This is a genomic window from Kribbella sp. CA-253562 (assembly GCF_050942265.1).
Taxonomy (GTDB): domain Bacteria; phylum Actinomycetota; class Actinomycetes; order Propionibacteriales; family Kribbellaceae; genus Kribbella.
Genome location: NZ_CP192049.1, coordinates 3,698,772 through 3,722,478, shown reverse-complemented (window position 1 = coordinate 3,722,478; position 23,707 = coordinate 3,698,772). Strand labels below are relative to the sequence as shown.

The following is a 23,707-nucleotide window of genomic DNA, read 5'->3' as shown; positions in this document are numbered from 1 at the left end:
GGCTCCTACGTCGGGCTGGGCAGCCGGCCACGACCACCGTCGCGCTGGCCGAAGTCGAACCACATCCGGGCGTGCCGCTCGATGTCGTCGCGGTCCGCGGGCAGGGGGAAATCGCCGGGCCCGAGCGGGCCGGGAGGTTCCGGCGCCGGTTCTGCCCGGGGGCTTTCCGGGGCCGGCGCCGCGCCGCCGACCTCGATGATCATCTCGTCGATCTGGACGGTGGCGCGCGGCCGGTCCAGCACGGCGGTGGCGGCCGCCGCGGCGGGGACCCCGGCCCGCCCCTCAGTACTGGCGAAGTGCCTGGTGATCGTGCCGAGCAGGGTGTCCAGGCCGCCGCCGGTCAGCCACTTCTCGTAGGCGTCGGCGATCGCCTCCAGCCCTGTCCCGGTGCGGATCTTCTCCCCGACGACCAGCTGCCCGGACAGCTCGGCCGAGCGGTCCCGTACCTCGTCGAGACGCTTCGCGAGGCTGCTGTTGGACACCGCGGCCTCTTCGGCCGCGGCGCGGTCCAGCTTGCCGCCGATGTCGCGCAGCCCCGAGGTCACGGCGTCACCACTGATCCGCAGCCCGTCCTGGGTGACCTGCTGGATGCGGTCCAGCGCGCCGGTCGCGCGGCCGACCAGCGCCGGATCTGTGAGGATGGCGCGCAGGTTCGGCGCCTCCGGCGGCGTGACCGGTGCCGTGACGGCGACACCGCCGGGCCGGGTCGGGTCGAGGAACGGCAGCTGGGCCGCGTCGTTGAGGCGATCCAGCACCGTGCGGTCCTGGATCGGATGGTCCTTGGCGAGCTCGTACACGACCGGAAGGATCGCGGGCAGGATCCGGATGACGTGGGTGAGCACCCGGAACACGCGCAGGTCGCCGAGGTTCCGCAGGATGACGTCGACCGTCGGCACCAGCCAGTTCAGCAGCGCGTCAACGGTTTTCTTGATCGCCTCGCCGAGCACACCGGCCAGGTCGAAGACCGCGAGCAGCGCCTCGCGGACCATCTCGAACACCGAGCCGAGGACGCTGCCGACGGTGGCCTGCAGGATCCCCAGGACACCGGCCGCGGTCCGCGCCACCATGGCGAGCGTGTCGAACACCGTGACGGCGACCAGGCCACGCAGCATGAGTGCCTGACGGAGCAGGAACCGCAGCGTCTCGGCCAGCGCGAGCCTGATGTCGGCCAGCCGTGCGATCAACCAGGAGATGGACCCGACCACGATCGGCAGGGCGATGATCAGCCCGTCGGCCAGCCGGGACAACGCCGACAGGGTCGCGGTCGCGCTGTCGAGCAGCCGCAGCCACCTCGTGCCGTCCGCGGTCACCGGCTCCGGCATCCCGGCGGCTGGTTCCGGCCTGCCCGAGGCCGCGGCGAAGAGCCCGGTCAGGCTGTCGACCGCCGCTTTGATCGCGGCCAGCTGCGCCAGCAGGGTGCTGCCGCCGACCGGCTCGCCGCGCGCGCCCGAAATCGCTTTCCCGACCGGGTCCGTCGCCCGCATCCCGATCATCGCGAGGATGTTCTCGACCCGGACCGCGATCGCGTGGATGGTGGGCAGTGATCCGACGATCGAGTACGAGCTGATCGTGCCGCCGATCAGCCCGCCTGGGATGTTGCCGATCAATCGGCCGACCCCGCCGAGCAGTCCCTCGAGGAAGTCGCCGAACCCGCCACCGGGCGCCAGGTCGGAGATGTTCACCACGTGCACCTTCAAGGCCCCGTCGAACAGCGGCGGCTCACCGAAGCGCGGTCCCGCCGCGATCACCGACGTGAACGTGAAGGTGGCGTAGGCGGAGGTCGCGCGCTCGATGTCCTCCAAAGCCCTTCTGGCGTACCGGGTCTGGGTGAGCAGCAGTCCCAGCTGGGTGATCAGCACCTCTTCGTTCATCGCTGCTCACCGCTGCCCAGCTCCGCCAGCTCCCGCACCCGCCGCTGCCCGGTCAGGTAGGCATCGCGCGTGACGTCGCCGAACAGGTCGGCGACCTCGCCGGCGAACCGTTGGTCCAACGCCCGCCCCGGCGCGGCCCGCAGGGTCAGTCGCGGCACCCTGACCCGGCCGAGCACCGCGCGCTTGCGCAGGATGTGCGGCGACGTCGGGGTGAGTTCCGCGGTGAGCTCCGTCCCCTCGGCGAGCTGTGCGCGCCACGCCGCGGCCAGCTCACCGGCGTACGCCGGGATCACTTCGCCGATGAGCAGGAACCCACCGGTGGACGAGGTGGAGGCCAGCCATGCCTCGAAGGCGTGCGCCATCGGATCGCGAGGGCGTTGCTGGACCGCCTTGCGCTGGGCGGCGACCTCCGGGCCGTAGAACGACTCGGCGACGCGGTCGGCCTGCTCGCCCAGCCCGGCCAGCCGGCCCTTCTCGTCGGCCTTGGCCGCCCGTGCCGACTCGGCGGTGAACCGGTCGGCCAGTGCGTACATCCCGCGGGAGACCCGGCGGAACACCTTCTCGTTCGCGATGACGGCGGCGTGCTCCAGCCGGGTGACCGCGGCGACGTACTGCTGGTCGCGCCCCTCACCGAACAGCATTTTGCCCAGGTCCGGGAAGTCGGAGCGGAAGTCCAGCGGCGGACCCTCGGTCAGGACCGGCACGGCCGCGCCCGCGCCACCGCCGGTGAACAACCCCTGGACGAGGCGCCGCCCCCGCGCGATCTGCCGTTTGCCGTAGCGATAACCCTCCGTGAACTCCAGGACCGGCAGGTTCCTGTCGAGGTCGTCGAGCAGCCGGTCCGCCGCGTTCAGGGCGTCGACGAGGTTGTCCCGCAGGCCCGTGTTCACTGCGAAGCCGTCCGCGTCCAGCAGATCGTCCAGTCTGAGGTTCGGGACGAGGTGCGCGGCCCACCCGAGCTTGGCGCGCAGCAGTTCGTCCAGGCCGAACCGGGTGATCGCCTGCAGCAGACCGGGAATCGCCTGCAGCAGACTCACCACGTCCTTCAGGAACTCGCCGAGGCCGATGACGAAGTCCCGCACGCCGGTAGCGAACTGGACGCCGTAGGCACGGTAGAACTTCAGCTGGAACTCGACGTTCGCGCCGAGCACCTTCTGGATCGCGCCGGCCAGCAGCACCCCGCGCTGAACCAGCCCGGTCCCGCCGCCGAAGACGACCTCGAACGCCGTACCGCGCAACCGGTACAGCTGGCGTTCCACCTTCTCGAAGGCGTCGAGGACCCACAGCCTCAGGGCCACCGCGCCGTCCGTGAGCAGCCAGTCGATCAGGCTTGGCAGCGAGCCGACGAGCACGATCGCGGCAAGGGCGTTCCTGGCCAGGGCATCCGCCGTCTCCGCCAGGGTGCGAGCGGCCGGCGGCGGTTCACCGCCGGCGGGTGGGCCGAGGACCCGGAACACTTTGTCCGGCAGCGGCATGCCGACCGCGGTGATGGCCGCCCGCAGCTGGCCGGCCAGTCGCCGTACCGCGCCACTGGTGGTGCTGGCCTCGCCCAGGACGCGGACGGCGAGGCCGAGCAGGCCGAACAGATCCGACGCGTTGCGCGAGTCCGGATCGAACATCCGCGGCGACGGTGTGCGGAAGCGCCGTACCGAGGTCTCGATGTCGGCCAGCGCCCGTTCGGCCGCGGTGAGGAAGCGGGCGATCGCCGTCTCCTGACTGGTGCCGCGCAGCGGAGCGATCGCGCGGCCGAGGCCGTCGAGGAAGCCACCAGCGCCCTCGGCCAGGTGGTCGAGGAACGACCGTGGTGGGGCCGCCGGTGTCAGCGATCCGCGCTGCCCCGGGGGCAACCAGAGCGTCACCGCGCCGTTGAAGAACCGGACGATCGGAAAGCTCTCGGTGGCCAGATCCACCAGCTTCGCGGCCTCCTGGCGGCGTTCGAGCGCCGAACCGATCGCCTGCTGGACGGTCACGACCCGCAACTGCAAGGCGAACGCCGCGGCGTACCGCGCGGCGACGGCGGCGAAGTCGATCGGCATCTCACCGCCCTCCCACCGGCGCCGGGTACGACCTCGCCCGCAGCCGCGCGACCAGGAGATCCTCGAACTGCCGCACATCGGTGGGGTGCGCACCCGGCATGCGCAGCCGCAACGTGCGGACCACCGGGCGCAAGTCGTCGGTGGTGGGCAGGTCCAGCACCGGCAGCGCTTCCGGGTCGACCAGGCCGGGCAGCGCCGTACCGCGCAGTTCAGGTGGCAGCACCCGCCCGACGATCAATCCGAACGCGTCCCGAAACCGGGCAAGCCGGCCGGGGTCGAGATCCCATAGGGCGACCGGTCGCAGCAGCCCGGTCAGGAGCTCATCGCGCTCCGGCGCGAAGATGCTCGGCCGCCGTGCCGTTCCGGCAACGGCCGCACGGGCGGCGGGCCCGAGCTCGACCGGCGGTGCGTCGAGGGAGACCGACCCCAGCTCAGCGGCCACTCGCTCGATGGTCGACCAGTCGAGGGTGGGCACGGCGGCGCCGAGCCGCCGCTTCGGGACCTTGGTGTCCGGTGCGGTCGGCAGCGCCGGGAACGGCCGTACCGCGGGGAGCTCGGGCAGCGTCGGGAGGGTGATTCCCGACGTCCCCGCGCCGCCCGTTCGCGGTGGTACCGGCGTGGCGAACACGGTCTTGACCAGATTGAGTTCGCGGGCCAGCGCGGCGAAGACCCTGCCGATCGGGTGGTCGAGGAACAGCCGGACGACGAAATCGCCGGCCGTGTCCAGGAATTCGTTGCCCTTGGCACCGAGGGTGGTCCCGACCGCGGTCAGCGCCGCGATCAGCACGTCGAGCTGCGCTCCGACGCCGCGGGTCACCCGGCTCAGTTGATCCCGGACGACGCCGGCCGATCGGTCGAGGACCGCGCCCACGGACGACTCACCGGCGAGCAACTCCGCGACTCGCCGCCGCAGGCCGTCGGCGACCTCGGCCACGGTGGCGACGACCGTCGCGGTCAGGCGTGCCATTCCCATCAGCAGCGTCGCGACCGGCTCGAGCAACGGCCCGACCTTGACGACCAGCATCGCCACCGCGCCGAGCAGCTGGGCGAACAGTGCGGCCAGCTGGTCGCCGAGGACCAGAACCTTGGCCAGCAAGGGATTGCGCACTTCGGCGCGCGGGCCGGCGAACTGGTCGAGCAGCAGCACCGACGCGTTCATCAACCGGGCGAGCGACCCGAACAGGTCGAACACGCCGCGGAGCTCACGCCGATCTCCCAGCGCTGCTGCCAACGCGAACACCGCGCCCGCTGCCAGCAGGCCGCCGCCGACCAGGATCGAGGTCCCCACCGGCGCGGCGATCAGACCGTAGCCGAGCAGGAACGGCGCGACGACCCAGGCGAGCCCGGCCAGCAGGACACCGATGCTGAAGGTGCTGAACCGCCACAGCAGGCTGACCCCGGCGATCATGCCTGCCGGGCTGAGCAGCATCCCGCCGAGCATCCCGGCGAACCCGAGCACCGGTTCGGTCAGGTTCGGTCCGCCCTGGCTGGCCGGGACCGACCGCTGCGCCGCGAGGTATCGCGCGTTCAGCTCGCCGAGGTTGGCGATGTGCGCGCGCAGCGCCAGGCCGTTCATCGGCAGCCGCCGGCCGAACCAGTGCATCAGGAAGGCGCTGCGGGCCCGTTCCACAACCGTCGCCTCGCGGGCGGCGATGTCGATCCACGGCGTCAGCGTCCGCGCGGTCGCGGTGAGCGCCGCGGTCATTCTCTGCAACAGCAGCGCCAGGGGCATCCGCGGTCCCTCCTTCCTGCTACTCGCCGTTGCGGGCGGCCTCCACGCGGGCGTTCTCCCGCTCGATCTGCTCGATCAGCAGGTTCACGTGCGCCCGCCGCTCGCTGCAGTCCATGTCCATCAGCTCCGACCACGACCAGTGCAGGTGGTAACCGAGGAAGAACACCTCCTGGCGCAGTTGCTCGATCGTCAGTCCATGGCTAAAAAATTCGTCAGGTCCAAGGTGGCGCGCAGCTCGTGACCGCAGGCGGGGCAGTCCAGGACGCGGATCAGGTCGATCCCCGGCGCGTTCTCGGTGAAGGCGCGGTCGATCAGCCGCCGGTCGGTCAGGGTGAGATCGGCGAGGATCCGTGAGCCCAGTGCCTCGAGCCGGTGCCGGGGCACGTCACCGAGCGATCTCAGGCAGCGGGCCAGCAACGCGTTCTTGCCGAGCGAGGCGTTCTTGCGCATCTGCGGCGCGGCCGCCGTCTCGTCGTCGCCGCGGGCCATCCGCAGCGTCAGCGCGGTGTGCACGCTGCCGTCGCGGTCCAGGTAGCCGTCGACCAGTTCCACCACGATGTCCTCGGGCGGCTCCTCGCCGGGCAGCGCCCGGACCGGCAGCGAGTCCAGGTCCTCCAGCTGTTCGAACCGCTCGGCGCAGGCCGGACAGGTGTACCCGGCCGGCAGCTCGGGGCCGAAGGTGAAGGAGCGCAACCGGATCAGCAGGAAGTTGCGGTCCACCGAGTACATGGACTCGATGTCGCTGCGTTTCACCGGGCTCAGCTCGCCGAGACCGGTGACGCAACTGTGCAGCAGCGAGGTGACCAGCCGGCCCCCGTTGCGCTGGTTCGCCGGATCGGCGAGCAGTGCCTCGTCCCGGCCGGTCATCTTCCGGAGCGTCACCCGCCGGTGCATCCGCCCCTGGTCGTCCAGGTAGCCGACCGGCAGCGTCACCTCGATCTCGCGGCCGCCGGTCCGTCCGCCGGCCGGTACGGCGTCGACCGTCCGGTCGTGGTCGATGTCCATGGTCGTCATCGCGTCCTCCTCGATCTCGGGTGGGTCAGCCGACCCGCTCCAGTCCTTCGTGTTCGAGCACGATCGTCTGCAGCAGCAGGTTGGTCGACCCCGCCTCCAGATCGCTGAACTTCGACGACTTCACCCAGGCGTTGTAGAACGCGAAGGTGAGCACGTCGGTCCCGAAATGGCGCTTGATGACGAGCCCGTTCTTGCGCACCGCCGAACCGCCCTGCTGCCGGACGTTCAGGTTGAAGGTCTGCCGGAACCACTCGCGGAACCGCTGGTCCTCCGGACTGCCGTCGACGCGGCGCTCGACGGTCAGCGGCTCGAACTTCACCTTCGAGGCCGCCAGCTTGTAGACGTGCATGGTGCCGCCGTCCGGCTGCTCGATGGTGTCGATCTCACCCTCGCTGAGGCCGCTGACCTTGCTGACCCCCGGACTCTCCTTCTCGTCGATGACCAGGACGAACTCGTTCGCCCGGTAGCCCTCGTAGAAATCACCCACCTTGGGCATGGCTGCTGCTCCTTCACTCGGTCGGGCGGTGTCAGGCCTCGGCCACGGTCACGCCGCTGGGCTGCTGGCCGCAGATGATCACGATGGTCTCGGCGGGCAGGCCCGGGTAGAAGTACGCCTCCACCGTCAGCCTGCCCTGGGCGACCTGGTCGGGCGGGTTGTTGGTGGCGTCGACGACCACGGTGAAGGTCTGCTCGGGGGTTCCGGTCCCGAAGGCTCCCTGCCGCCACAGCCCCATCAGGAACGGCGTGATGGTCCCGAACTTCACCGCGTTCCACAGCGACTCGCGGTTCGGCTCCTGGCGGGCCGAACGCAACCCCTCGCGCAGACTGGACTTCACGTAGTTGAACAGCAGCCGCACGTTGACGTAGCGCCAGCGTGGATCGGTGCTCAGCGTCCGGGAGGCGTCCACGACGATTCCGGCCCGCGGGACCGGACGGATGCCGTTGACGGACCCGTTGACCACCAGGTCGGTGTGATCGGTGTCGGAGAACTGGTACTCCGTGTCGAGCACTCCGAGCAGGTTCGCCTCGTCGCCGGCCGGCGCCTTCCAGATACCGCGGGACGTCTCGATCCGCGCGTACACGCCCATCACGTGGCCGACCGGCGGGATGGTGATCCGCGGGTTGTCGCCGAGTCCGGCCGGGTCCGGCACGATGATCCAGGGCCCGTACAGCGCGCCGTACGACTTCCGCGTCTGCAACAGCTTTCCGTGCCGGACCGCGTCCTCACCCCGCAGGCCCTCCAGCACCGAACCGACGAACATGGCGTCGCCGCGCTTCTCGCAGTACGCGAGCGCCGCCTTCGAGATCACCACGTCCGCGCGCTCGCAACACAGCAACTGGATGTCGTACGGCGAGAACGCGAAGAACCCGGTGCCCTCGGCTTCGTCGCCGATGAAGTGATTGCTCTTCGGGCTGCCGTCGGACCCGCCCTGCAGCGCGGTCCACTCCGCTTTGGGCCGGTCCCTGGTGGCGGCGGCGACGTCGGCCAGCCGGAGAAAGCGGGAGCCGGTCACCGGGTGGTTCAGCACCCGGGACGCGTAGTGCTGCAGCTCGGGTTCCAGCGTGAGGCCGAGGTGCGTCTCCACCACGTGCTCCTCGTCCGCGGCGCCGTCGGCGACCAGCAGGTCGAACTCGGCGTTGGCGACCGTGACGGTGGCGGTGTCGGAGAAGTCCGCGATGTTGCCGATGTTCGGTGTCCACTTGACCGCACCGGTGGCGCCGTCGATCGAGCTGATGGTCCGGTGACCACCGGTCGCGACGACCGGGACGGGGTCCTGGCCAGGCGTCGCTCCCGGTTTGGTCGCGGTGATCACGAGGGCGTCGCCGACCGCGAAACCCTCCGTGGACTGCAGCCTCGTACCGCCTGCGGCGAACTGCTCCAGTGTTCCCGGCGTCGGACTCGTCCCGGCACCGAACCCCAGCTTCGCGTTGGCCGCGGCCACCCGCAGGCTGGTCCGGCCGGTCGATCCGGCCGCTTCCACGCCGGTCGAGGTCAGCACGAGCTTCTGCGGTGCGGCGCCCGGGGCGACCGAGGCCCGGAGCAGCGAGGTACCGCGGTTGATCGCGTCCCTGATCTCCTCAGGCGTCGCCTTGGTCCGGTCGGCGAAGTCGTCGTCGTCGAACTCGATCTCGGTGGCACCCTCGGCCCCGTCGACGAACACCTCGAGCTTGGGCGCATCGGTCATGTCGACCGTCGCTCCGCCCAGGGCTGCTCCCGTGATGCTGGCCGGCTCGGACTCGCGCACCACGCTGGTCGCCGACGAACTGTGCCGGACCCGGACGAACAGCCGCTTGCCCCAGTCGCCCGGATCGAGACGGCCCCGATACCCGGCGGCCACCTCCAGCACGGTGGTACCGCCGTCGTCCTTCAGCGCGGCGGTGGCGGCCTTGGCGCCCTTCTTCGGGTCGGCGTCGACGATGCGGTTGATGTAGGCCGTCTGGCCCCCGTTGTCGAAGAACCCCTTCACCAGGTAGGCACCGAGCCCGCCCCGGAAGTAGCCGCCGAACCGCTCCGCGAACTGCACGAAACTGGTCACCCGGGCCGGCCGGCCGGGTACGCCGCGTTCGGTGAGCACGGTGAACCCGGCGACCGAGACCGCTGCTCCGGTGATCGACGGCGCGGCGGACCCGTCGACCTCGACCACGTTGACACCGATGTTGAACGCCATCGCTACTCTCCTCGCTTCTTGGTGCTCGTGGACGAGCGACGGGCCCGTCGTTGCGCCGGTGGTTGCTCGGGGACGGGCGCACGCTGGGCGACCAGCACCCCGCGGTCACACAGCACCCGGACCTGGTCCCGCTCGAGGTCCCGGGGGTCGCAACCGACCGACGACAGCGCGGCGACCACCACCACCCCGGACGACAGCCGGACCTCGACCGGGCGGGTGCAGACGTTCACGAGCCGGGCGGTCATCACACCTCCAGGTGGTGGGCGTCGACGAGCACCTCACGCACCAGCCATGTGGGCGAGGCGACCCGGTCACGGCTGCGGACGGCGACGCGGTACCGCAGGACGGGCGTGTCCTCGAACTGCGCCGGATCCGTGCTGCCGGGGACCAGTTCGATCGGCAACGACTCGCCCGCGAAGGGCAGCTCGCCGAGCACACCGAGGCGGTCGAGCACGGTCTCCAGCAAGCGGGTCTGGTCGGCGCGCGTGGCGGCCGGCACCCGGATCGCGTAGTCCAGTTCGTACGCGTTGCCCGCGGACACCGTGCGGACCTCGCCGGCGCGGAAGTCGCGTGGGACCAGCGCCGTGATGGTCCGATCCGGTGCGAACCGGAGGCCGGACTGCACGATGTCGATCGCGGGTGCGGCCGGAATCGGTTCGGCTCCGGTGCGCACCCGGACCGGAACGATCGTCGTACCGAGCTTGATCCCGGTCAGGGCGGTGGTCAGTGCCGCGTCGGCATCGGCGACGGGCCGCGGATCCACCGCGGTCAGGTCGTTCAACCGGGCGACGAACGGGGCGTCGACACACCGCAGCTGGATCCTGGTCAGTTGTCCCGACACCGCCGTCGGCAGGTCGTCGATGCTGCACCGCACGGTCTCCCAGGTCCGGCTGGTTCGCACCGGGATCAGCCGATGCCAGGTGTTGGCCGGGTCCGACAACGGCAGCGCCGGGGATCCGAGGCGCAGTTCGAGGAAGAAGTTCCGTTCGGGCGGTCCCGCCGTGCGGTCGGCGCTGATCGACAGCCGCAGCTCGGTGAACTGCGCGAGGTCGAGCGGAGCCAGGTCGCGACGGACCGCGTGGCCGGTCGCTGCGCTGGAGGCGGTGAGCAGGGCACAGACACCGTCGGATCCGGGCGGCGCGCCCGCCGGGTCGTCGACGATCGTCACCACCGACGAGGGCGTGACTCCGTCGGCTGCCACGGCGGACCATCGGGTCGCGTCGTTCAGTGGGTCGACGACAAGGAAGCCCATCGTCGCTCAGACAAGATCGGCCGGAAGAGTGGACATGGCGTCACTGTGGCACCCGGGTCGTCACCCGGACGTCACGCGAAATGATCGGCGTGCAGCGGGATCCGTGCGGCGGTGAGGAGACCGGTCAGCGCCGGCGACGGCGGCACCCCGAGATCACGCAGGATCAGCCGCCGGAAGGCGGCGAACGCGCGTCCCGCCTCGCCGAGGTTGCCCTCGGACAGGTGCGCCTCGATCAGTACCCGCTGCGCGCTCTCGCGCATCGGATCGGCGCTGACGGCGAGCATCGCCGCCTCCAGCCCTTCGGCGAACCGGCCGACCGCGCAGAACTCCCGGCTGAGGGCCTCCAGCGCGTGCAGCATCCGGTGCCGCAGCCGCTCGCGTTCGAAGATCACCCAGTCGTCGTACCACCCGGGCAGGAGGTCGAGCGCCGCGTCGACCCACGGCCGCAGGGTCAGGTCTTCGACGCGGGCGGAGTCGCACACCAGCCGGTACGCCCACTCGTTCACCGCGTGCACGTCGACCGCGACGTCATCGCGCAGGACCAGCGACAGCTGGTCCGTCCCGACCAGATCCAGCCCGGCGGTCCGCAGCCGCCACAGCACCGACCGCAGATTTCCCGCCGCGCGCCGCTCGTCGACCACCGGCCAGAGCAGGCCGGCCGCGCACGACCGCTCCACCCGAGTGCGGCGCAGCGCGAGCAGCGCCAGCAACCGTTTGCTCCCCTCCGGAACCTCACGGCGCTCGGCTCCGACCGTGACGTACGGCCCACCGAACAAGTGCAACTGCGAAGCGACGCTCCCTGGCCCGCTCCCCCGGCTCAGCGTTTCCATGGCATCCGCTCACCTAAGTAGGTGTCATAGCCCCAACGTAGGGTGCGGCCGTCACCGAGTCGTCACCGCCGACCCGGATCTCGGCCGCAACGCGCGGGTGACACGACGTGTGTGACGATGCGCCGATGAGGTCGCACACACGCGCGTACGGCTTGTGCCTCGTCCGGGTCGAGCCCCAGCGCTCGCACGTGCTCATCACGGTCGTCACCGACTACGCCCGGGCACCGAGCCACGAGCACCGCGCCCACTACTTCAGCGACGTGGACACGGCGGCCGAGGCGGTACGCGCCTTCCTGCTGTCCTGCCTGGCGGCCGAGAAGGACGAGTGAAGCGCGACCCGTGCGCCGGTCTGACGGACCAGGCGCACCAAGGCCGCGGAGGGCTCGAGACCCAGCTCCTCGGCGAGCAGAGCCTTGCAGCGCTGGAACTGGCGGAGTGCTTCCCACCGGTTGCCGCCGGCCAGATGCGCCTCGATGAGCACTCGATGAGCACTCTCCCGGAGCGGTTCCGCGCGGATCGCGTCAAGTCCGACGTCGACAGCCTCACCGATCCGCCCGGCCGAGGTCAGCCGCTCGCACAGAGCCTCCAGGGCATGCAGCCGCAGCTGGTGATACTGCTCCCGCTCGACGACGACCCAGTCGTCGTACCAGTCCGGAAGCAGGTCGACCGACAGGTGGAGTCTGGTGGACACCCGTCTGTCGACCGGGCCGCCCGCGAGGATCCGGTGCGCCTGTGATGCGGCGACCCGCACGTCGACCATGACCTCGCGGGACAGTGCGAGGGTGTCACTGTTCACGTGGATCAGGCGGTCGCACTCGCGCTGGGCCCGCCAGATGGCGGAGCGCAGACTGGCGTGGGCCCGACTGGCCGTGGCCTCAGGCCACAACAGGGCCGCGATCTGGCCGCGCGCCACCTGACGTTCCTGCAGCGCGAGGAACGCCAGCACCCGCTGCGCACTCGAGATCAGGCAGACCGGTCGGCGCCCCACCGACAGGACGAATCCCTGGAGCAGCTGGAGCTCGACGGTGCGCGCGTCACTCATCGACTCCCCCCGAGTTCGCGGCCGGCCCTCGCGTCGGTTGACGGCAGCCGAAGCCCGTCACCGACCTGCCATTCGTACGTCACCGATTGTGGTTCGTGGATTGTGGTCCTGCCAACACCTCGGCTCCGATTCGTGCCCGGCCGGCAGTCGGGCCTCCGCCAAGACGACCGGCCTCTCGCGATACGGCACGCTGAAGTGCGACCGCCGCCCGCACTCGGTCAGTCCAGGTCGATCGGCTCGTCGAGCTTCGCGACGGTCCGCCGGAGGGGGACCTCCTTGATGAAGAAGACCGCCACCAAGCTCACCAGCGCGCACGCCGCGGCGATCAGGAAGATCCGCCCCGTCGCGTCGCCGTACGACTGACGGACGAGTTCGGCCAACTGCGGGGGCAGGTGGTTGACGTCGAGCAGGCTGGTGCCGCCGCCGTCCTGGAGCTTGCCGGCCGCGGCGGCTCCGCCCGGGCTGTGCAGCACTCCCTCGATCAGCAGGTCCTTGACCCGCGCCGCGAGCACCGCGCCGAGGACCGAGACGCCGACCGCACCGCCGAGGCTGCGGAAAAACGCGACCGTCGCGCTGGACGCGCCGATCTGGCTGACGTCGACGGTGTTCTGCACCGCGAGCACCAGGTTCTGCATCATCATGCCCATGCCGATGCCCATCGACAGCATGCCCAGGCCGACGTACCAGTACGGCGTGGTGTGGTCGATCGTGCCGAGCACGACCAGGCCGATCACCAGCAGCACCCCGCCGCCGATCAGGAACCGCTTCCACTTGCCGAACCGGGTGATCAGCTGACCCGACCCCACCGATCCGATGAACGAGCCGAGCATCATCGGGATCGTCAGCAGACCGGCCTCGGTCGGGCTGTAGCCGCGGGCGATCTGGAAGTACTGGCCGAGGAACAGCGCGCTGCCGAACATCGCGACGCCGACCGCGAGGCTCGCCACGATCGCCAGCGCGGTGGTCCGCTCCCGGACGACCTTCAGCGGTACCAGCGGCTCAGCGGCCCGGCTTTCCACGACCACCGCGAGAAGGCCGAACAGCAGCGTGCCACCGACGAACAGCGCCGACTGCCAGGAGATCCAGCCGAAGTCGTGACCGGCGAAGGTGACCCAGATCAGCGGCAGGCTGGCGGCGGCGCTGATCAGCACCGCGCCGAGGTAGTCCATCCGCACCCGGCGCTTGGTGAGCGGCAGGTGCAGGTACTTCTGCAGGACGACGAGACTGACCACCGCGAGCGGGACGCACACGTAGAAGCACCACCGCCAGCCGAGCCAGCTGGTGTCGACGATGACCCCACCGATGAGCGGACCGCTGACGGTGGCGACCGCCATCACAGCACCCATGTAGCCGGAGTACCGGCCGCGGTTGCGGGGCGGGATCGCCGCGCCGATGATCGCCTGCGCGAGCGCCATCAGACCGCCCATCGCGAGTCCCTGCAGCACCCGCGCGCCGATCAGGAACGGCACGTTGTGCGCCATCCCGGCCAGGGCCGAGCCGACCACGAACAGCGAGATGGCCAGTTGCACGAGCAGCTTCTTGCTCACCAGGTCGGACAGCTTGCCCCAGATCGGGGTGGAGACCGTGGTCGCCAGCAAGCTGGCGGTCAGGACCCAGGTGTACTGCGTCTGGCTGCCCTGCAGGTCGGCGATGATCGTCGGCAGGGCGTTGCTGACGATCGTCGAGCTGAGCATCGCCGTGAACAGCGCGGCGAGCAGCCCGACCAGGATCTCGAGGATCTCGCGGTGGGTGAGTTCCGGCGCGGCAGGGGCCGGCCGGGTCTCGGTGACAGTCATCGTTCTCCAGTCGAAATCGTGGGACGCCTCACGGACGCGGCAGCCTCGGTGACGGCTCCGGCGATCGTGCGCAGGGTCTCGGCGGCGGCTGCCAGGTCGTCGTCGTTCCAATCGGCCAGAGCGGTGCGCAAGCGCTGGGTGTAGTTCGCGTACAGGGCCTCGAGCCGCGATCGGCCGGCCGGTGACAGCGCGACCAGCGACACCCGCGCGTCGGCCGGATCGGGCCGACGGCTCACCAGACCGTCGGCTTCGAGCGCGGTCAGCTGGCGGCTCACGACGGACGCGTCGACCCCCAGCTTGGCGGCGATCTCCCCGCCGCGCTGTTCGCCGTCCTTGGCCAGGACCTTCAGCACGCTGGCGTCGGCCCGGCGCAGGCCGGAGTCGGGCCACAGATTGCGGTGCTCGATACAACGCACGGCGCGGATCAGCGAGCTGACTCCCTCGAGCACTTCCTGGGCCGGCGTGTCCCGTTCCACCCCCGGGACGGAGGGTTGCTGGGCTAGTTGCATAACCCAACTATATGATCGGATGGTTGGTTTCCGCAACCATATGAGGAAAAATAGACCCTGCGATCACTGAGAGTGATCAGGCCGTGGTCGGAGCGATCAGCTGAGGTCGGCGTTGAGGCGGCCGAGCAGGCGGGCCAGATCGGTCAGGTCGGCGCTGTCCCAGCGGTCCAGGATCGCGCGGAACTCGGCCTGCCGCTGGGCGCGCATCGCGTCGTACCGCTCGGCGCCCGCCGTGGTCATCCGGAGCAGTCGCGCGCGGCCGTCGTCCGGGTCGCCGACGCGTTCGATCAGCCCGAGCGACTCCAGCTGGGTCAGTCCCCGGCTCACCGTCGACTTGTCCAGGCCGAGCGCCTGAGCGACGTCGGAAGCCCGGACACCGGCCCGGCCGGACGCCGTACCGAGATCGATCTGGGAGATCAGCGCGTAGCCGGCGGCGTCCATCTCCGGGTGCACCCGGCGGGCCAGCAGCATCTGCGCGGAGCGGGCGCGGCGGAGCAGGATCGACAGCTCCTGCTCGACGTCGGCGATCAGCCCGGGCGGACGGCCGGTGGAACGCCCAGCGGTCGGTCCGGCGCCGGGCGGCAGCTCGGTCGAGGACTCGGGCGTCTGGGCAGCCGCCGTGTCGTTCACCATGTCGTTCACCGGACCACAACGCCGGCGTCGCGCAGCGCCTTCTTCACGTCGGCGATCCGCAGATCGCCGAAGTGGAACACGCTCGCCGCCAGCAACGCGTCCGCGCCGGCCTCGACCGCGGGCGGGAAGTGCTCGGGCGCCCCCGCTCCCCCACTCGCGATCAGCGGTACGTCGACCACCGCGCGGACCGCCCGGATCAGCTCCAGGTCGAAGCCCTGTTTGGTGCCATCGGCATCCATCGAGTTCAGCAGGATCTCCCCCGCGCCGAGCTCGGCGCCCTTGCGGGCCCACTCGATCGCGTCCAGCCCGGCCGACTTGCGGCCACCGTGCGTGGTCACCTCGAACCCGCTCGGCTGCTCCGCGGACCGCCGGACGTCCAGCGACAGCACGAGCACCTGGTTGCCGAAGCGGTGCGCGATCTCCTGGATCACCGCGGGCCGGTGGATCGCGCCGGTGTTGATGCCGACCTTGTCCGCGCCGGCCCGCAGCAGCCGGTCGACGTCCGCCGCCTCCCGGACGCCACCCCCGACGGTGAGCGGGATGAACACCTGCTCGGCCGTCCGCCCGACCACGTCGTACGTCGTCTCACGGGAGCCCGACGACGCGGTGATGTCGAGAAAGGTCAGCTCGTCGGCCCCCTCGGCGTCGTACAGCTTGGCCATCTCGACCGGGTCACCGGCGTCGCGCAGGTTCACGAAGTTGACACCCTTGACCACCCGCCCGGCATCAACGTCCAGGCAGGGAATCACACGCACGGCAAGGCTCACGGGGACAAGGCTAGCGAGCACGTCCAGTACAGACCGCACCTGACCCGGAATGTGCGACTCGGCCGATGTCGCCCCGTCCGGCCCGGCTCGGGTCAGAGAAAGTAGCCGACCAGCGGCCAGGCGACCAGAATCCCCGCGCCCACGGCGGCCGACATCGTACGGCGAACAGGACCGGTCGGCGGCGAACCGCCGGATCGACTCCGAATTCGCGAACCAGGTCGAAGGGGCTCATGACCGGCCGCTGCTCCAGCGGCAACTGGCCACCCGCGACCGCAGCGGCCAGCGAACCGGCTGCCTGCGAGCCCCACAGCCACTCGGCCGCACCGATCCGTCGCCCGTCCCGCGCGACCACCAGCAGGACGCCGCCGGGCAGTGATCCACGCAGCCGGCCGATCGCCACCACTCGGCCGAGCTCGTCCCGCTTCAGCGTCGTGGGCGCACCCGAGACGCCGATCGACGTCACCGCGTCGTCGTCCACGATCACCGCTGTCCGGCTGAAGATCACCACAACCGCAGCGACGACCAGCAGCAGCCAGACCGCGAAGACCAGTACGCCAACAGTGCCGCTGATCGCCCAGGTGCTCAACGACCACGACAGCAACGCACCCATCGCGACGTAGACCCCGGCCAGGATCCAGAACGGCGCACCGACCGCGGAGAACCGCGGCCGGTGGACGAGCTGACTCACTTCCAGGCGCGGCGCTTGCCGGCCTCGGGCTGGATGGGGGTGGTGGCTTCCCAGACCCGGCGCCAGCGGGCGGCGTCGGGGCCGGACTGGGACGGGGAGGTGCCGGCGGCGACGCGGCGGCGGGCCTCGTACCAGTTGGTGGATTCCTCGTCGAGCAGGGCGGAGACGGCGGCCGCGATCCGGGGGGCGAAGTCGCGGGGGCTCTCCCCCTCGGCGGGGCGCAGCGGGTCGCCGTACCGGACGGCGACGGTCGGACGGCCGGGGACCGGCCAGCCGCGGCCGCGCGGCATCGCAGCGAAGGAGCCCTTGATTCCGACCGGGATCACCGGTACGCCGTGCTCGACGGCCAGGTACGCCGCGCCCATCCGGAAGCGTTCCATCCAGCCGTCGGGCGAGCGGGTGCCCTCGGGGAAGACGACCACGTTCCACCCGTCGGCGAGCAGGTCGCCGGGCGTCGAGCTGAGCTTGCCGCCGCGGCGCTCGATCGGGAACGTGTTGAACACGATCGCCGACGCGGTCGCCCGCCACCAGGTGTCGAAGAAGTAGTCGGCGGCCGCGGCCACCGCGGTCTTGCGGCGCATCGCGTCCGGCAGCGTGCACAGCACCAGCGGGGTGTCCAGGTGCGAGGAGTGGTTGGCCACGATCAGCGCCGGGCCGTCCACCTTCACCAGCGAGTCCAGGCCGCTGACCTGCGGGTTCACCTCGAACCGCAGGACCGAGTTGAGCGCGCCCTTCTGCAGCACCTCGCGGATCGCGATCGCGGCGGGCTTGCGGGCCCACTTGGTCGGGAAGACCGAGGTCTCCTTGGGAATCACGTACGGCTCGGCCGAGCGCGGGACCTGGGTCCGGCGGCCCCACCGCCAGCCGCGCGCGACCTGCTTGACGTCACGCGCGGTGTCCCGGCCGAACTTCACCAGGTTGGCGCCCATCAGCGAACGTCCGCGAGCAGGTGCGGCGGGTTGTGCAGGTAGGTGATCGACGGCGACCGGCCGACCGAGTGGCTGACCATCTCCAGCGCGTCCTGCAGCGTCGAGGCGGACCGGAAGCCCATCCGCTCGACGGTCTTGCGGTTCGCGCCGACCCAGACGATGTCGCCGCAGTGGTCCAGGGCGTGCGAGATCCAGTACCACATGTAGAACGGGTGCACGCCGTGGTAGGCGTACGACGTCCGGTACAGGTGGATGTACCACGGGTCCTCGGCGTACTGCTTCTCGAACTTCGCCTCGATGGTGGCCGGGTCGGTCGACTCCGACAGCACCTCCTCGAAGAAGTCCACGTACGACGGGTGGTGCAGCTGGCTGAACTCGTAGTCCACCGGGTGGTACAGGATCACCGCGCCGTCCTTGCGGACGACCGGGTTGCCCCGGTAGGAGTTGAAGTAGTAGCCCAGCCCCATGCAGGCGGCCAGGATCGGGTTCATCACCGAGTTCACGTTGTACGGGCCGACGAACGGCACGCCCATGATCGCGACGTCGGACTGGCCCTGCACCTCGACCAGGTGCTGCTTGTGCACGTTCTCGATCGTCTTCTCGTGCACCGGCTCGATCGAGCCGGCGTGGATCCCGGTCAGCCCGTAGTTCGACCGGACGTCCTGGAAGATCTTGCGCCGGGCCTTGGCCGGGGCCAGCGCGAGCCCGCGCTTGGCGCCGAGCATCGCGGCCTGGTCCTTGATCGACCACTCCCACTCACGCTTCTGCAGGAACTCCAGCGGACCGCCGAAGATGTCGTTGTTCAGCGTGGTCTCGATCTGGAAGACCTTGACGTGCTGGGTCAGGATCTCGCCCATCCGCCAGGCCGAGTGGTGCATCTTGGAGGCCTTGTGGTCCATGAACGACCGCGAGTGGATCATCGTGTGGCTGTTGTGGTGGTGCTTCAGCGACTTGTACGACGCCAGCCCGATCGACGTCGACTTGTGGCCGCCGTCCATCGCCACCAGGTTCACGTTCACGTAGACCAGCAGGTCGGACTCGGCCGCCCGCTTGGAGATCTCGACGTCCTCGCCGTGCCGGGTCTGGCCCAGGTGGGTCAGGTTGGCGGCGTCCTCGGCGTCGAAGTTGTACAGCTTGCCGTCGGGGAAGAACGACCGGAAGACCCGCTCGCCGACGATCTCGCGCAGCTCGTTCGGGGTCAGCCGGCGGTGCAGCGCGTTGGCCGAGATCAGCTCGACGTCGTCGACGCCCGCGTCGGCGGCCATCGTCAGCACGGCCTCGATGATGCGCTGGCGGATGTCGGGCTTCTTCATCGGCGGCAGCGGCAGCGAGATGTCGTCGAAGGCGATGGTCAGCCGCATCCCCGGCCGCAGCAGCTCCGGCAGCGGCTCGGACTCCAGCGGGTGCAGCAGCGCGTTCTGGATCGCCTCCTCCACGTCGCGCACCGGCGGCAGCGCCTCCGGCGGGTACACCACCCGCGTGCCGAGCGGGAACCGCTCCAGCAGGAAGCCCTCGCCGTTGTGCACGAGCAGCGGCGGCGTCCGGTCGTCCACCTCAAGCACAAACCCTGGCCGAGCCATGTCAGAACCTCTCTCGTCGTACGTTCAACACTGCGTCCACTGCGGCGATCATGAGGCCCTCACGTCGAAAGCCACCTTCACGGTGCCCAGGCGGCCGGCGGACTGCGCGTGATCCAGCGCCTCACGCCACCGGTAGAGCGGGTAACGCGCCCCGACCACTCCGTCCAGCGGAGCCTTCGCGGCGATCTCGAGCGCGGTCTCGAAGGCGGGCCGTCCGTTCGGCTCCTCCCGCGAGGACGCGTAGGTCCCGGTCAGGTCCAGTTCACGGAACCACACCGGCGACAGGTCGGCACCCGTGGACGGCATCCCGGCCAGCACGACCCGGCCGCCGGCCTTGGTGACCCGCAGCACGGTGTCGATCGAGTCCTTGCTGCCGACCGCGTCCACGGCGATGTCGACGCCGCCGAGCAGGAACTCCTTGGCGTTCAGCTCCGGCTTCAGCCGGAACGCGCCGGTGGCCCGGCGGACCCCGCGGAAGACCTCGTCGGGCGCGACCACGTCGCTCGCACCGAACGCCCGGGCCAGCTCACGCTGCTTGGGGTGCTTGGCGACGACGGTGATCCGGCCGGCCTGGGTCAGCTCACGCAACGCGAGCGTCGCGAACAGCCCGACCGCGCCGGCACCGCTGACCAGCACCGACTGTCCCGGCTCGACCTTCGCCCGCAGCGCGGTGTGCACCGCGCCCGCCAACGGCTCGGTCAGCACAGCCCGCTCATCGGACAAGCCGTCCGGTACGGCGTACAGCTGGCTGCGGTGGGCGACCATGACGTTGCCCCAGCCGCCGCCGGTGTCGGAGCAGAAGCCGGTCTGCAGTCCGGGCGAGACGTGACCCACGGTGACCCGGTCACAGCGGTTGGTGTGACCGGTGGCGCAGCTCTCGCACGGCTCCACGCCGCGGGCGGCGCAGGTGAGGACGGAGTCCATGACGACTCGGGTGCCCTTCGGCAGGTCCTCGCAGTCGTCGAGCAGTTCGCCGACGATCTCGTGGCCGGGGACGAACGGCATCGAGACCAGCGCCGAAAAGTACAGCTTGGTGTGCCCGGTGACCATGCCGAGGTCGGAGCCGCAGATCCCGGACAGGATCGGCCGGATCCGCGCCCAGCCGTCCCGGTCGGCCTTCGGCTCGTTGATCGTGACCAGGCGCAGCGGCGCGGCCGGTCCGGTCAGGATGCCGGGGATCCGGCTGCCGACCGCCTTGGCGGCCAGGAACTTGGCCGGTGAGCGGTACATCTCCAGTGCGAGCATCATCGGGCGTTCACCCCAGGGATTTCCAGACGCGACGAGGTGGACGGGGTCTTCCAGTCGACAATCTGCCAGCGCGCGGCCCGGGCGGCCCGGAACAGCGAGACGTCCGGCGAGACGGCGACCGGGTTGCCGACGGTGGTCAGCATCGGCAGGTCCGAGTGGCTGTCGGCATAGGCGTAGGACTTCGACAGGTCGATGTTCGTGCCGCGGGCCCGGTGCTTGATCCAGGCCGCCCGGGACTCACCGACCAGCGGCGGACCGGTCAGGTAGCCGGTGCAGCGGCCCCGGTCGTCGACGGCCAGCTCGGCGGCGACGATCTCGTCGAACAGCGGCTCCAGCGGCCGGGTCAGCGGCCGGATCGCGCCGGTGATCAGGATCGTCTTGTGCCCGGCGGCCCGGTGCTCGCGGATCCGCCGGACGGCGGCGCCGCTGAGCCGCTCGAGCACGTGCTCGGCCAGGACCTCGTCGACGATCTGGTTCAGCTCCTCCAGATCGGCGCCCTCGTAGCGGCGGTAGATCGTGCGCAGGAACGTGCCGCGGTCCTTGCGCTCGGCCGAGATCAGCTTCGGCAGCTTGCGCAGCATCGCGCCGATCTCGCCGGCCCGCTGGTGGCTGTCCAGCTCGGGCAGGCGCATCCACAGGTAGGTCTCGATCACGTTCGACGACAGCAGCGTGCCGTCCATGTCGAACGCGGCGATCACCTCGGCGTCGTCGGAGGGCGTGACCTTCTTCAGCGTGCCGGCCGACTCGGCCAGCGCCTTGTTGCGCTTCTTCCGGACGACGTCCAGCCGGCGCAGCGAGTCGGTGACACTCGGGCAATGCACTTCCTGCAGGTAGTGCTGCCAGTCCACGATCGAGGTGTCGCACCAGAACTTGTCCCGGTCCTCGCCCTCGAGGGCGTTGTGCAGCGCGAGCACGTTGTCGTCGATGAACTGCAGCTCGGCCTGCGCGTACTCGGCGTACAGGTCCATGTAGCGGCGCAGGAAGTCGAGCCGGCGCTTCTGCACGTCCAGCTCGCGGGCGTACTTGCGGGTCCGCTCGCCGCGCGGGATGTGGGTGATGATCGTGTCGGCGATCTTGTGCGCGCGCTCGCCGTGGCGCAGCAGGTTCTCGACCGAGTCGCCACCGGGGAACTTCCAGACCGGCAGCCGGACCGCGCCGCGCTCGCCCAGGTCGAAGGGGTGCTTGGAGAAGTACGCGCGCACGCCGGCGTACAGCTGCTCGAAGGTCAGCGGGTTCCGGGCGCCGGAGCTGACGTGGTAGTACTCCGGCTTCGACAGCTCGGGCTCGGTCGCCATCACCGCGCAGATCGCGCCGACGACGTGGTCGACCGGGATGATCTCGACCACGGAGTCCGGGCTGGCCGGGAACTCGGGCAGCTCGCCGCGGCCGTAGGCCAGGATCAGCGGCTCGGCCATCTTGAAGCCCTCGATCCAGCCCGGGTGCGGGCTCTGCACCGCGGACTCGATGATGGCCGGCCGGACGATCGACGTCGGCAGCTTGCCGGCGAACTCCTCGACGACGCGCTCGCCGAGTGCCTTGGTGAAGGTGTAGCAGTCGGTCCAGCCGAGGCTGCGGGCGCGCTCGGTGCCGGTCTCGATCAGCTTCTTGGCGACCCACTCGGTACGCCGCCGCTCGGTGTCGGCCGCCGCGGTCAGGTGCCCGGCCCGGCGGTGCAGCTTCTCGGAGTCCTTGCGGAACTTGGCCAGCATCGCGGCCGAGCGCGACATGCCCTCGATCCGGGCCTTCATCGCCATTCCGGCTTCGGCCTCGCTCCGCCAGTCGACGGTGTGGTCGACCGGCGCCTCGGGGATCGCGCCCCGGCGACGGCCCGCGGTGTACGCCGTGGAGATGTGCACGTAGTGGATCCGGCGGTCCGTGCCCTGGCGGCTCTCGTCGATCCGCTCCAGCAGGCTCTTGGTGCCGAGCACGTTGGTGGTGAACGCCTCGTGGATCGGCGGGTCGAAGCTGACGTCACCGGCGCAGTGCACGACGATGTCGAGATCGGTCGGCAGCTCCGGGACGTCGGCCAGGTCGCCCTCGACGACTTGGACCCGGGCGGCGGACAGCGCCTCGGCGTCGGCGTACGGGGTGCCCTCGCCGTAGAACGGCTTGAAGATGTCCTTCTTCAGCAGCTGGGCCATCCGGTCGGTGCCCTTGAGCGAGCCCTTCGGCCGGATGATCGCGACCACGGTGGTGCCCGGCAGGTCACCGATGATGCGGTGCAGCAACGCCTCACCGACGAACCCGGTCACCCCGGTGACCAGGACCTTCTTGCCCTCGAGCTTGTCGGCAAGCCTCACTTGTCGCCTCCACGGGTGAGTTCGAGTGCCTCGGTCAGGGTGAACGCGCCGGCGTACAGGGCCTTGCCGACGATGACGCCCTCGACGCCCTCGCTCACCAGCGTGCTCAGCGCGCGCAGGTCGTCCAGGCTGGAGACACCGCCGGACGCGACGATCGGCTTGTCGGTGCGCGCGCACAGGTCGCGGTACAGGTCCAGGTTCGGGCCCTGCAGCATGCCGTCCTTGGTCACGTCGGTGACCACGTACCGCTCGCAGCCGGCCTGCTCGAGGCGCTCCAGCACCTCGTACAGGTCGCCGCCCTCCTTGGTCCAGCCCCGCGCGGCCAGCGTGCGGCCGCGGACGTCGAGGCCGATCGCGACCCGGTCGCCGTAGGTCTGGATGATCCGGTCGCACCACTCCGGGTTCTCCAGCGCGGCGGTCCCGATGTTGACCCGGCGGGCGCCGGTCTCGAGCGCGGCCTCCAGCGACTCGTCGTCACGGATTCCACCGGACAACTCCACCTGGACGTCGAGCTGGCCGGTGACCTCGGCGAGCAGCTCGCGGTTGCTGCCGCGGCCGAACGCCGCGTCCAGGTCGACCAGGTGGATCCAGTCAGCGCCGGCCTCCTGCCACGCCATCGCGGCCGCCAGCGGGTCGCCGTACGAGGTCTCGCTGCCGGCCTCTCCCTGCACCAGCCGCACCGCCTGCCCGTCCGCCACGTCGACGGCAGGCAGCAGCACCAGGTTCGACCGGGGCGGTGGGGTGGGGAAAGAATCCAACGCAGACATGGCCCACACCCTAGATGCCCAAGGTTCGGCATTTGTAACCCACT

22 protein-coding genes are annotated in these 23,707 nt (G+C 70.5%); 1 reads left to right on the top strand and 21 read right to left on the bottom strand.

Annotated elements, in window-relative coordinates; genetic code table 11:
* Positions 1 to 5: 5 nt before the first annotated feature.
* The 10 genes from ACQPXM_RS17695 to ACQPXM_RS17650 form a co-directional block, all read right to left on the bottom strand.
* On the bottom strand, positions 6 to 1,871 hold the full coding sequence (locus ACQPXM_RS17695; RefSeq protein ID WP_432949906.1) for a hypothetical protein: 1,866 nt from the start codon (positions 1,869 to 1,871) through the stop codon (positions 6 to 8).
* Positions 1,868 to 3,907, bottom strand: coding sequence for a hypothetical protein (locus ACQPXM_RS17690; protein WP_432949904.1), 2,040 nt, complete (start codon positions 3,905 to 3,907; stop codon positions 1,868 to 1,870). Before ACQPXM_RS17690 ends, ACQPXM_RS17695 begins: the two co-directional genes overlap by 4 nt.
* A 1-nt stretch (position 3,908) precedes the next feature.
* Positions 3,909 to 5,639, bottom strand: coding sequence for a hypothetical protein (locus ACQPXM_RS17685; protein WP_432949902.1), 1,731 nt, complete (start codon positions 5,637 to 5,639; stop codon positions 3,909 to 3,911).
* Positions 5,640 to 5,658: 19 nt separating this feature from the next.
* Positions 5,659 to 5,805 carry a hypothetical protein gene (locus tag ACQPXM_RS17680; protein ID WP_432949900.1) on the bottom strand — a complete coding sequence of 49 codons (147 nt, stop codon included), beginning with the start codon at positions 5,803 to 5,805 and terminating at the stop codon, positions 5,659 to 5,661.
* A gap of 23 nt (positions 5,806 to 5,828) precedes the next feature.
* On the bottom strand, positions 5,829 to 6,653 hold the full coding sequence (locus tag ACQPXM_RS17675) for a hypothetical protein (protein ID WP_432949898.1): 825 nt from the start codon (positions 6,651 to 6,653) through the stop codon (positions 5,829 to 5,831).
* A gap of 25 nt (positions 6,654 to 6,678) precedes the next feature.
* Positions 6,679 to 7,149: a phage tail protein gene (locus ACQPXM_RS17670; protein WP_432949896.1), complete on the bottom strand. Its 471-nt coding sequence runs from the start codon at positions 7,147 to 7,149 to the stop codon at positions 6,679 to 6,681.
* A 31-nt stretch (positions 7,150 to 7,180) separates the two neighbouring features.
* On the bottom strand, positions 7,181 to 9,322 hold the full coding sequence (locus tag ACQPXM_RS17665) for a phage tail sheath C-terminal domain-containing protein (RefSeq protein WP_432949894.1): 2,142 nt from the start codon (positions 9,320 to 9,322) through the stop codon (positions 7,181 to 7,183).
* A gap of 2 nt (positions 9,323 to 9,324) precedes the next feature.
* Positions 9,325 to 9,567, bottom strand: a complete 243-nt coding sequence (locus ACQPXM_RS17660) for a hypothetical protein (RefSeq protein ID WP_432949892.1) — start codon at positions 9,565 to 9,567, stop codon at positions 9,325 to 9,327.
* Positions 9,567 to 10,574 carry a hypothetical protein gene (locus ACQPXM_RS17655; RefSeq protein ID WP_432949890.1) on the bottom strand — a complete coding sequence of 336 codons (1,008 nt, stop codon included), beginning with the start codon at positions 10,572 to 10,574 and terminating at the stop codon, positions 9,567 to 9,569. Before ACQPXM_RS17655 ends, ACQPXM_RS17660 begins: the two co-directional genes overlap by 1 nt.
* Before the next feature lie 71 nt (positions 10,575 to 10,645).
* Positions 10,646 to 11,404 (bottom strand): AfsR/SARP family transcriptional regulator, encoded by a 759-nt coding sequence (locus tag ACQPXM_RS17650; protein WP_432949888.1) that lies wholly within the window; start codon positions 11,402 to 11,404, stop codon positions 10,646 to 10,648.
* Positions 11,405 to 11,529: 125 nt separating this feature from the next.
* Here ACQPXM_RS17650 and ACQPXM_RS17645 point away from each other — a divergent pair, with 125 nt between their 5' ends.
* Positions 11,530 to 11,733: a hypothetical protein gene (locus ACQPXM_RS17645; RefSeq protein WP_432949886.1), complete on the top strand. Its 204-nt coding sequence runs from the start codon at positions 11,530 to 11,532 to the stop codon at positions 11,731 to 11,733.
* On the opposite strand, the gene ACQPXM_RS17640 is transcribed toward ACQPXM_RS17645, so the two are convergent.
* The 11 genes from ACQPXM_RS17640 to priA all read right to left on the bottom strand — a co-directional run bounded on the left by ACQPXM_RS17640 (position 11,652) and on the right by priA (position 23,663).
* Positions 11,652 to 12,446, bottom strand: a complete 795-nt coding sequence (locus ACQPXM_RS17640) for an AfsR/SARP family transcriptional regulator (protein ID WP_432949884.1) — start codon at positions 12,444 to 12,446, stop codon at positions 11,652 to 11,654. The genes ACQPXM_RS17645 and ACQPXM_RS17640 overlap by 82 nt on opposite strands.
* Before the next feature lie 218 nt (positions 12,447 to 12,664).
* Entirely contained in the window at positions 12,665 to 14,242 is a 1,578-nt protein-coding gene (locus tag ACQPXM_RS17635) for an MFS transporter (RefSeq protein ID WP_432949882.1), read from the bottom strand.
* Complete coding sequence (locus ACQPXM_RS17630; protein WP_432949880.1) at positions 14,239 to 14,751, bottom strand: MarR family winged helix-turn-helix transcriptional regulator; 513 nt, start codon at positions 14,749 to 14,751, stop codon at positions 14,239 to 14,241. Before ACQPXM_RS17630 ends, ACQPXM_RS17635 begins: the two co-directional genes overlap by 4 nt.
* Positions 14,752 to 14,847: 96 nt before the next feature.
* Positions 14,848 to 15,384: a MarR family winged helix-turn-helix transcriptional regulator gene (locus tag ACQPXM_RS17625; RefSeq protein ID WP_432949878.1), complete on the bottom strand. Its 537-nt coding sequence runs from the start codon at positions 15,382 to 15,384 to the stop codon at positions 14,848 to 14,850.
* Between the two features lie 5 nt (positions 15,385 to 15,389).
* Positions 15,390 to 16,151 (bottom strand): imidazole glycerol phosphate synthase subunit HisF, encoded by a 762-nt coding sequence (hisF, locus tag ACQPXM_RS17620; RefSeq protein WP_432949876.1) that lies wholly within the window; start codon positions 16,149 to 16,151, stop codon positions 15,390 to 15,392.
* A gap of 10 nt (positions 16,152 to 16,161) precedes the next feature.
* Positions 16,162 to 16,839, bottom strand: a complete 678-nt coding sequence (locus ACQPXM_RS17615; RefSeq protein WP_432949874.1) for a hypothetical protein — start codon at positions 16,837 to 16,839, stop codon at positions 16,162 to 16,164.
* On the bottom strand, positions 16,836 to 17,768 hold the full coding sequence (locus tag ACQPXM_RS17610; RefSeq protein WP_432949872.1) for a lysophospholipid acyltransferase family protein: 933 nt from the start codon (positions 17,766 to 17,768) through the stop codon (positions 16,836 to 16,838). Before ACQPXM_RS17610 ends, ACQPXM_RS17615 begins: the two co-directional genes overlap by 4 nt.
* Positions 17,768 to 19,348, bottom strand: coding sequence for a lactate racemase domain-containing protein (locus tag ACQPXM_RS17605; protein WP_432949870.1), 1,581 nt, complete (start codon positions 19,346 to 19,348; stop codon positions 17,768 to 17,770). Before ACQPXM_RS17605 ends, ACQPXM_RS17610 begins: the two co-directional genes overlap by 1 nt.
* Positions 19,349 to 19,396: 48 nt before the next feature.
* Entirely contained in the window at positions 19,397 to 20,596 is a 1,200-nt protein-coding gene (locus tag ACQPXM_RS17600) for a zinc-dependent alcohol dehydrogenase (protein WP_432949868.1), read from the bottom strand.
* Positions 20,593 to 22,896, bottom strand: a complete 2,304-nt coding sequence (locus tag ACQPXM_RS17595; protein ID WP_432949866.1) for an HAD-IB family hydrolase — start codon at positions 22,894 to 22,896, stop codon at positions 20,593 to 20,595. Before ACQPXM_RS17595 ends, ACQPXM_RS17600 begins: the two co-directional genes overlap by 4 nt.
* Positions 22,893 to 23,663 carry a bifunctional 1-(5-phosphoribosyl)-5-((5-phosphoribosylamino)methylideneamino)imidazole-4-carboxamide isomerase/phosphoribosylanthranilate isomerase PriA gene (gene priA / locus ACQPXM_RS17590; protein WP_432949864.1) on the bottom strand — a complete coding sequence of 257 codons (771 nt, stop codon included), beginning with the start codon at positions 23,661 to 23,663 and terminating at the stop codon, positions 22,893 to 22,895. The genes ACQPXM_RS17595 and priA overlap by 4 nt, the downstream gene beginning before the upstream one ends.
* Between the last annotated feature and the right edge of the window lie 44 nt (positions 23,664 to 23,707).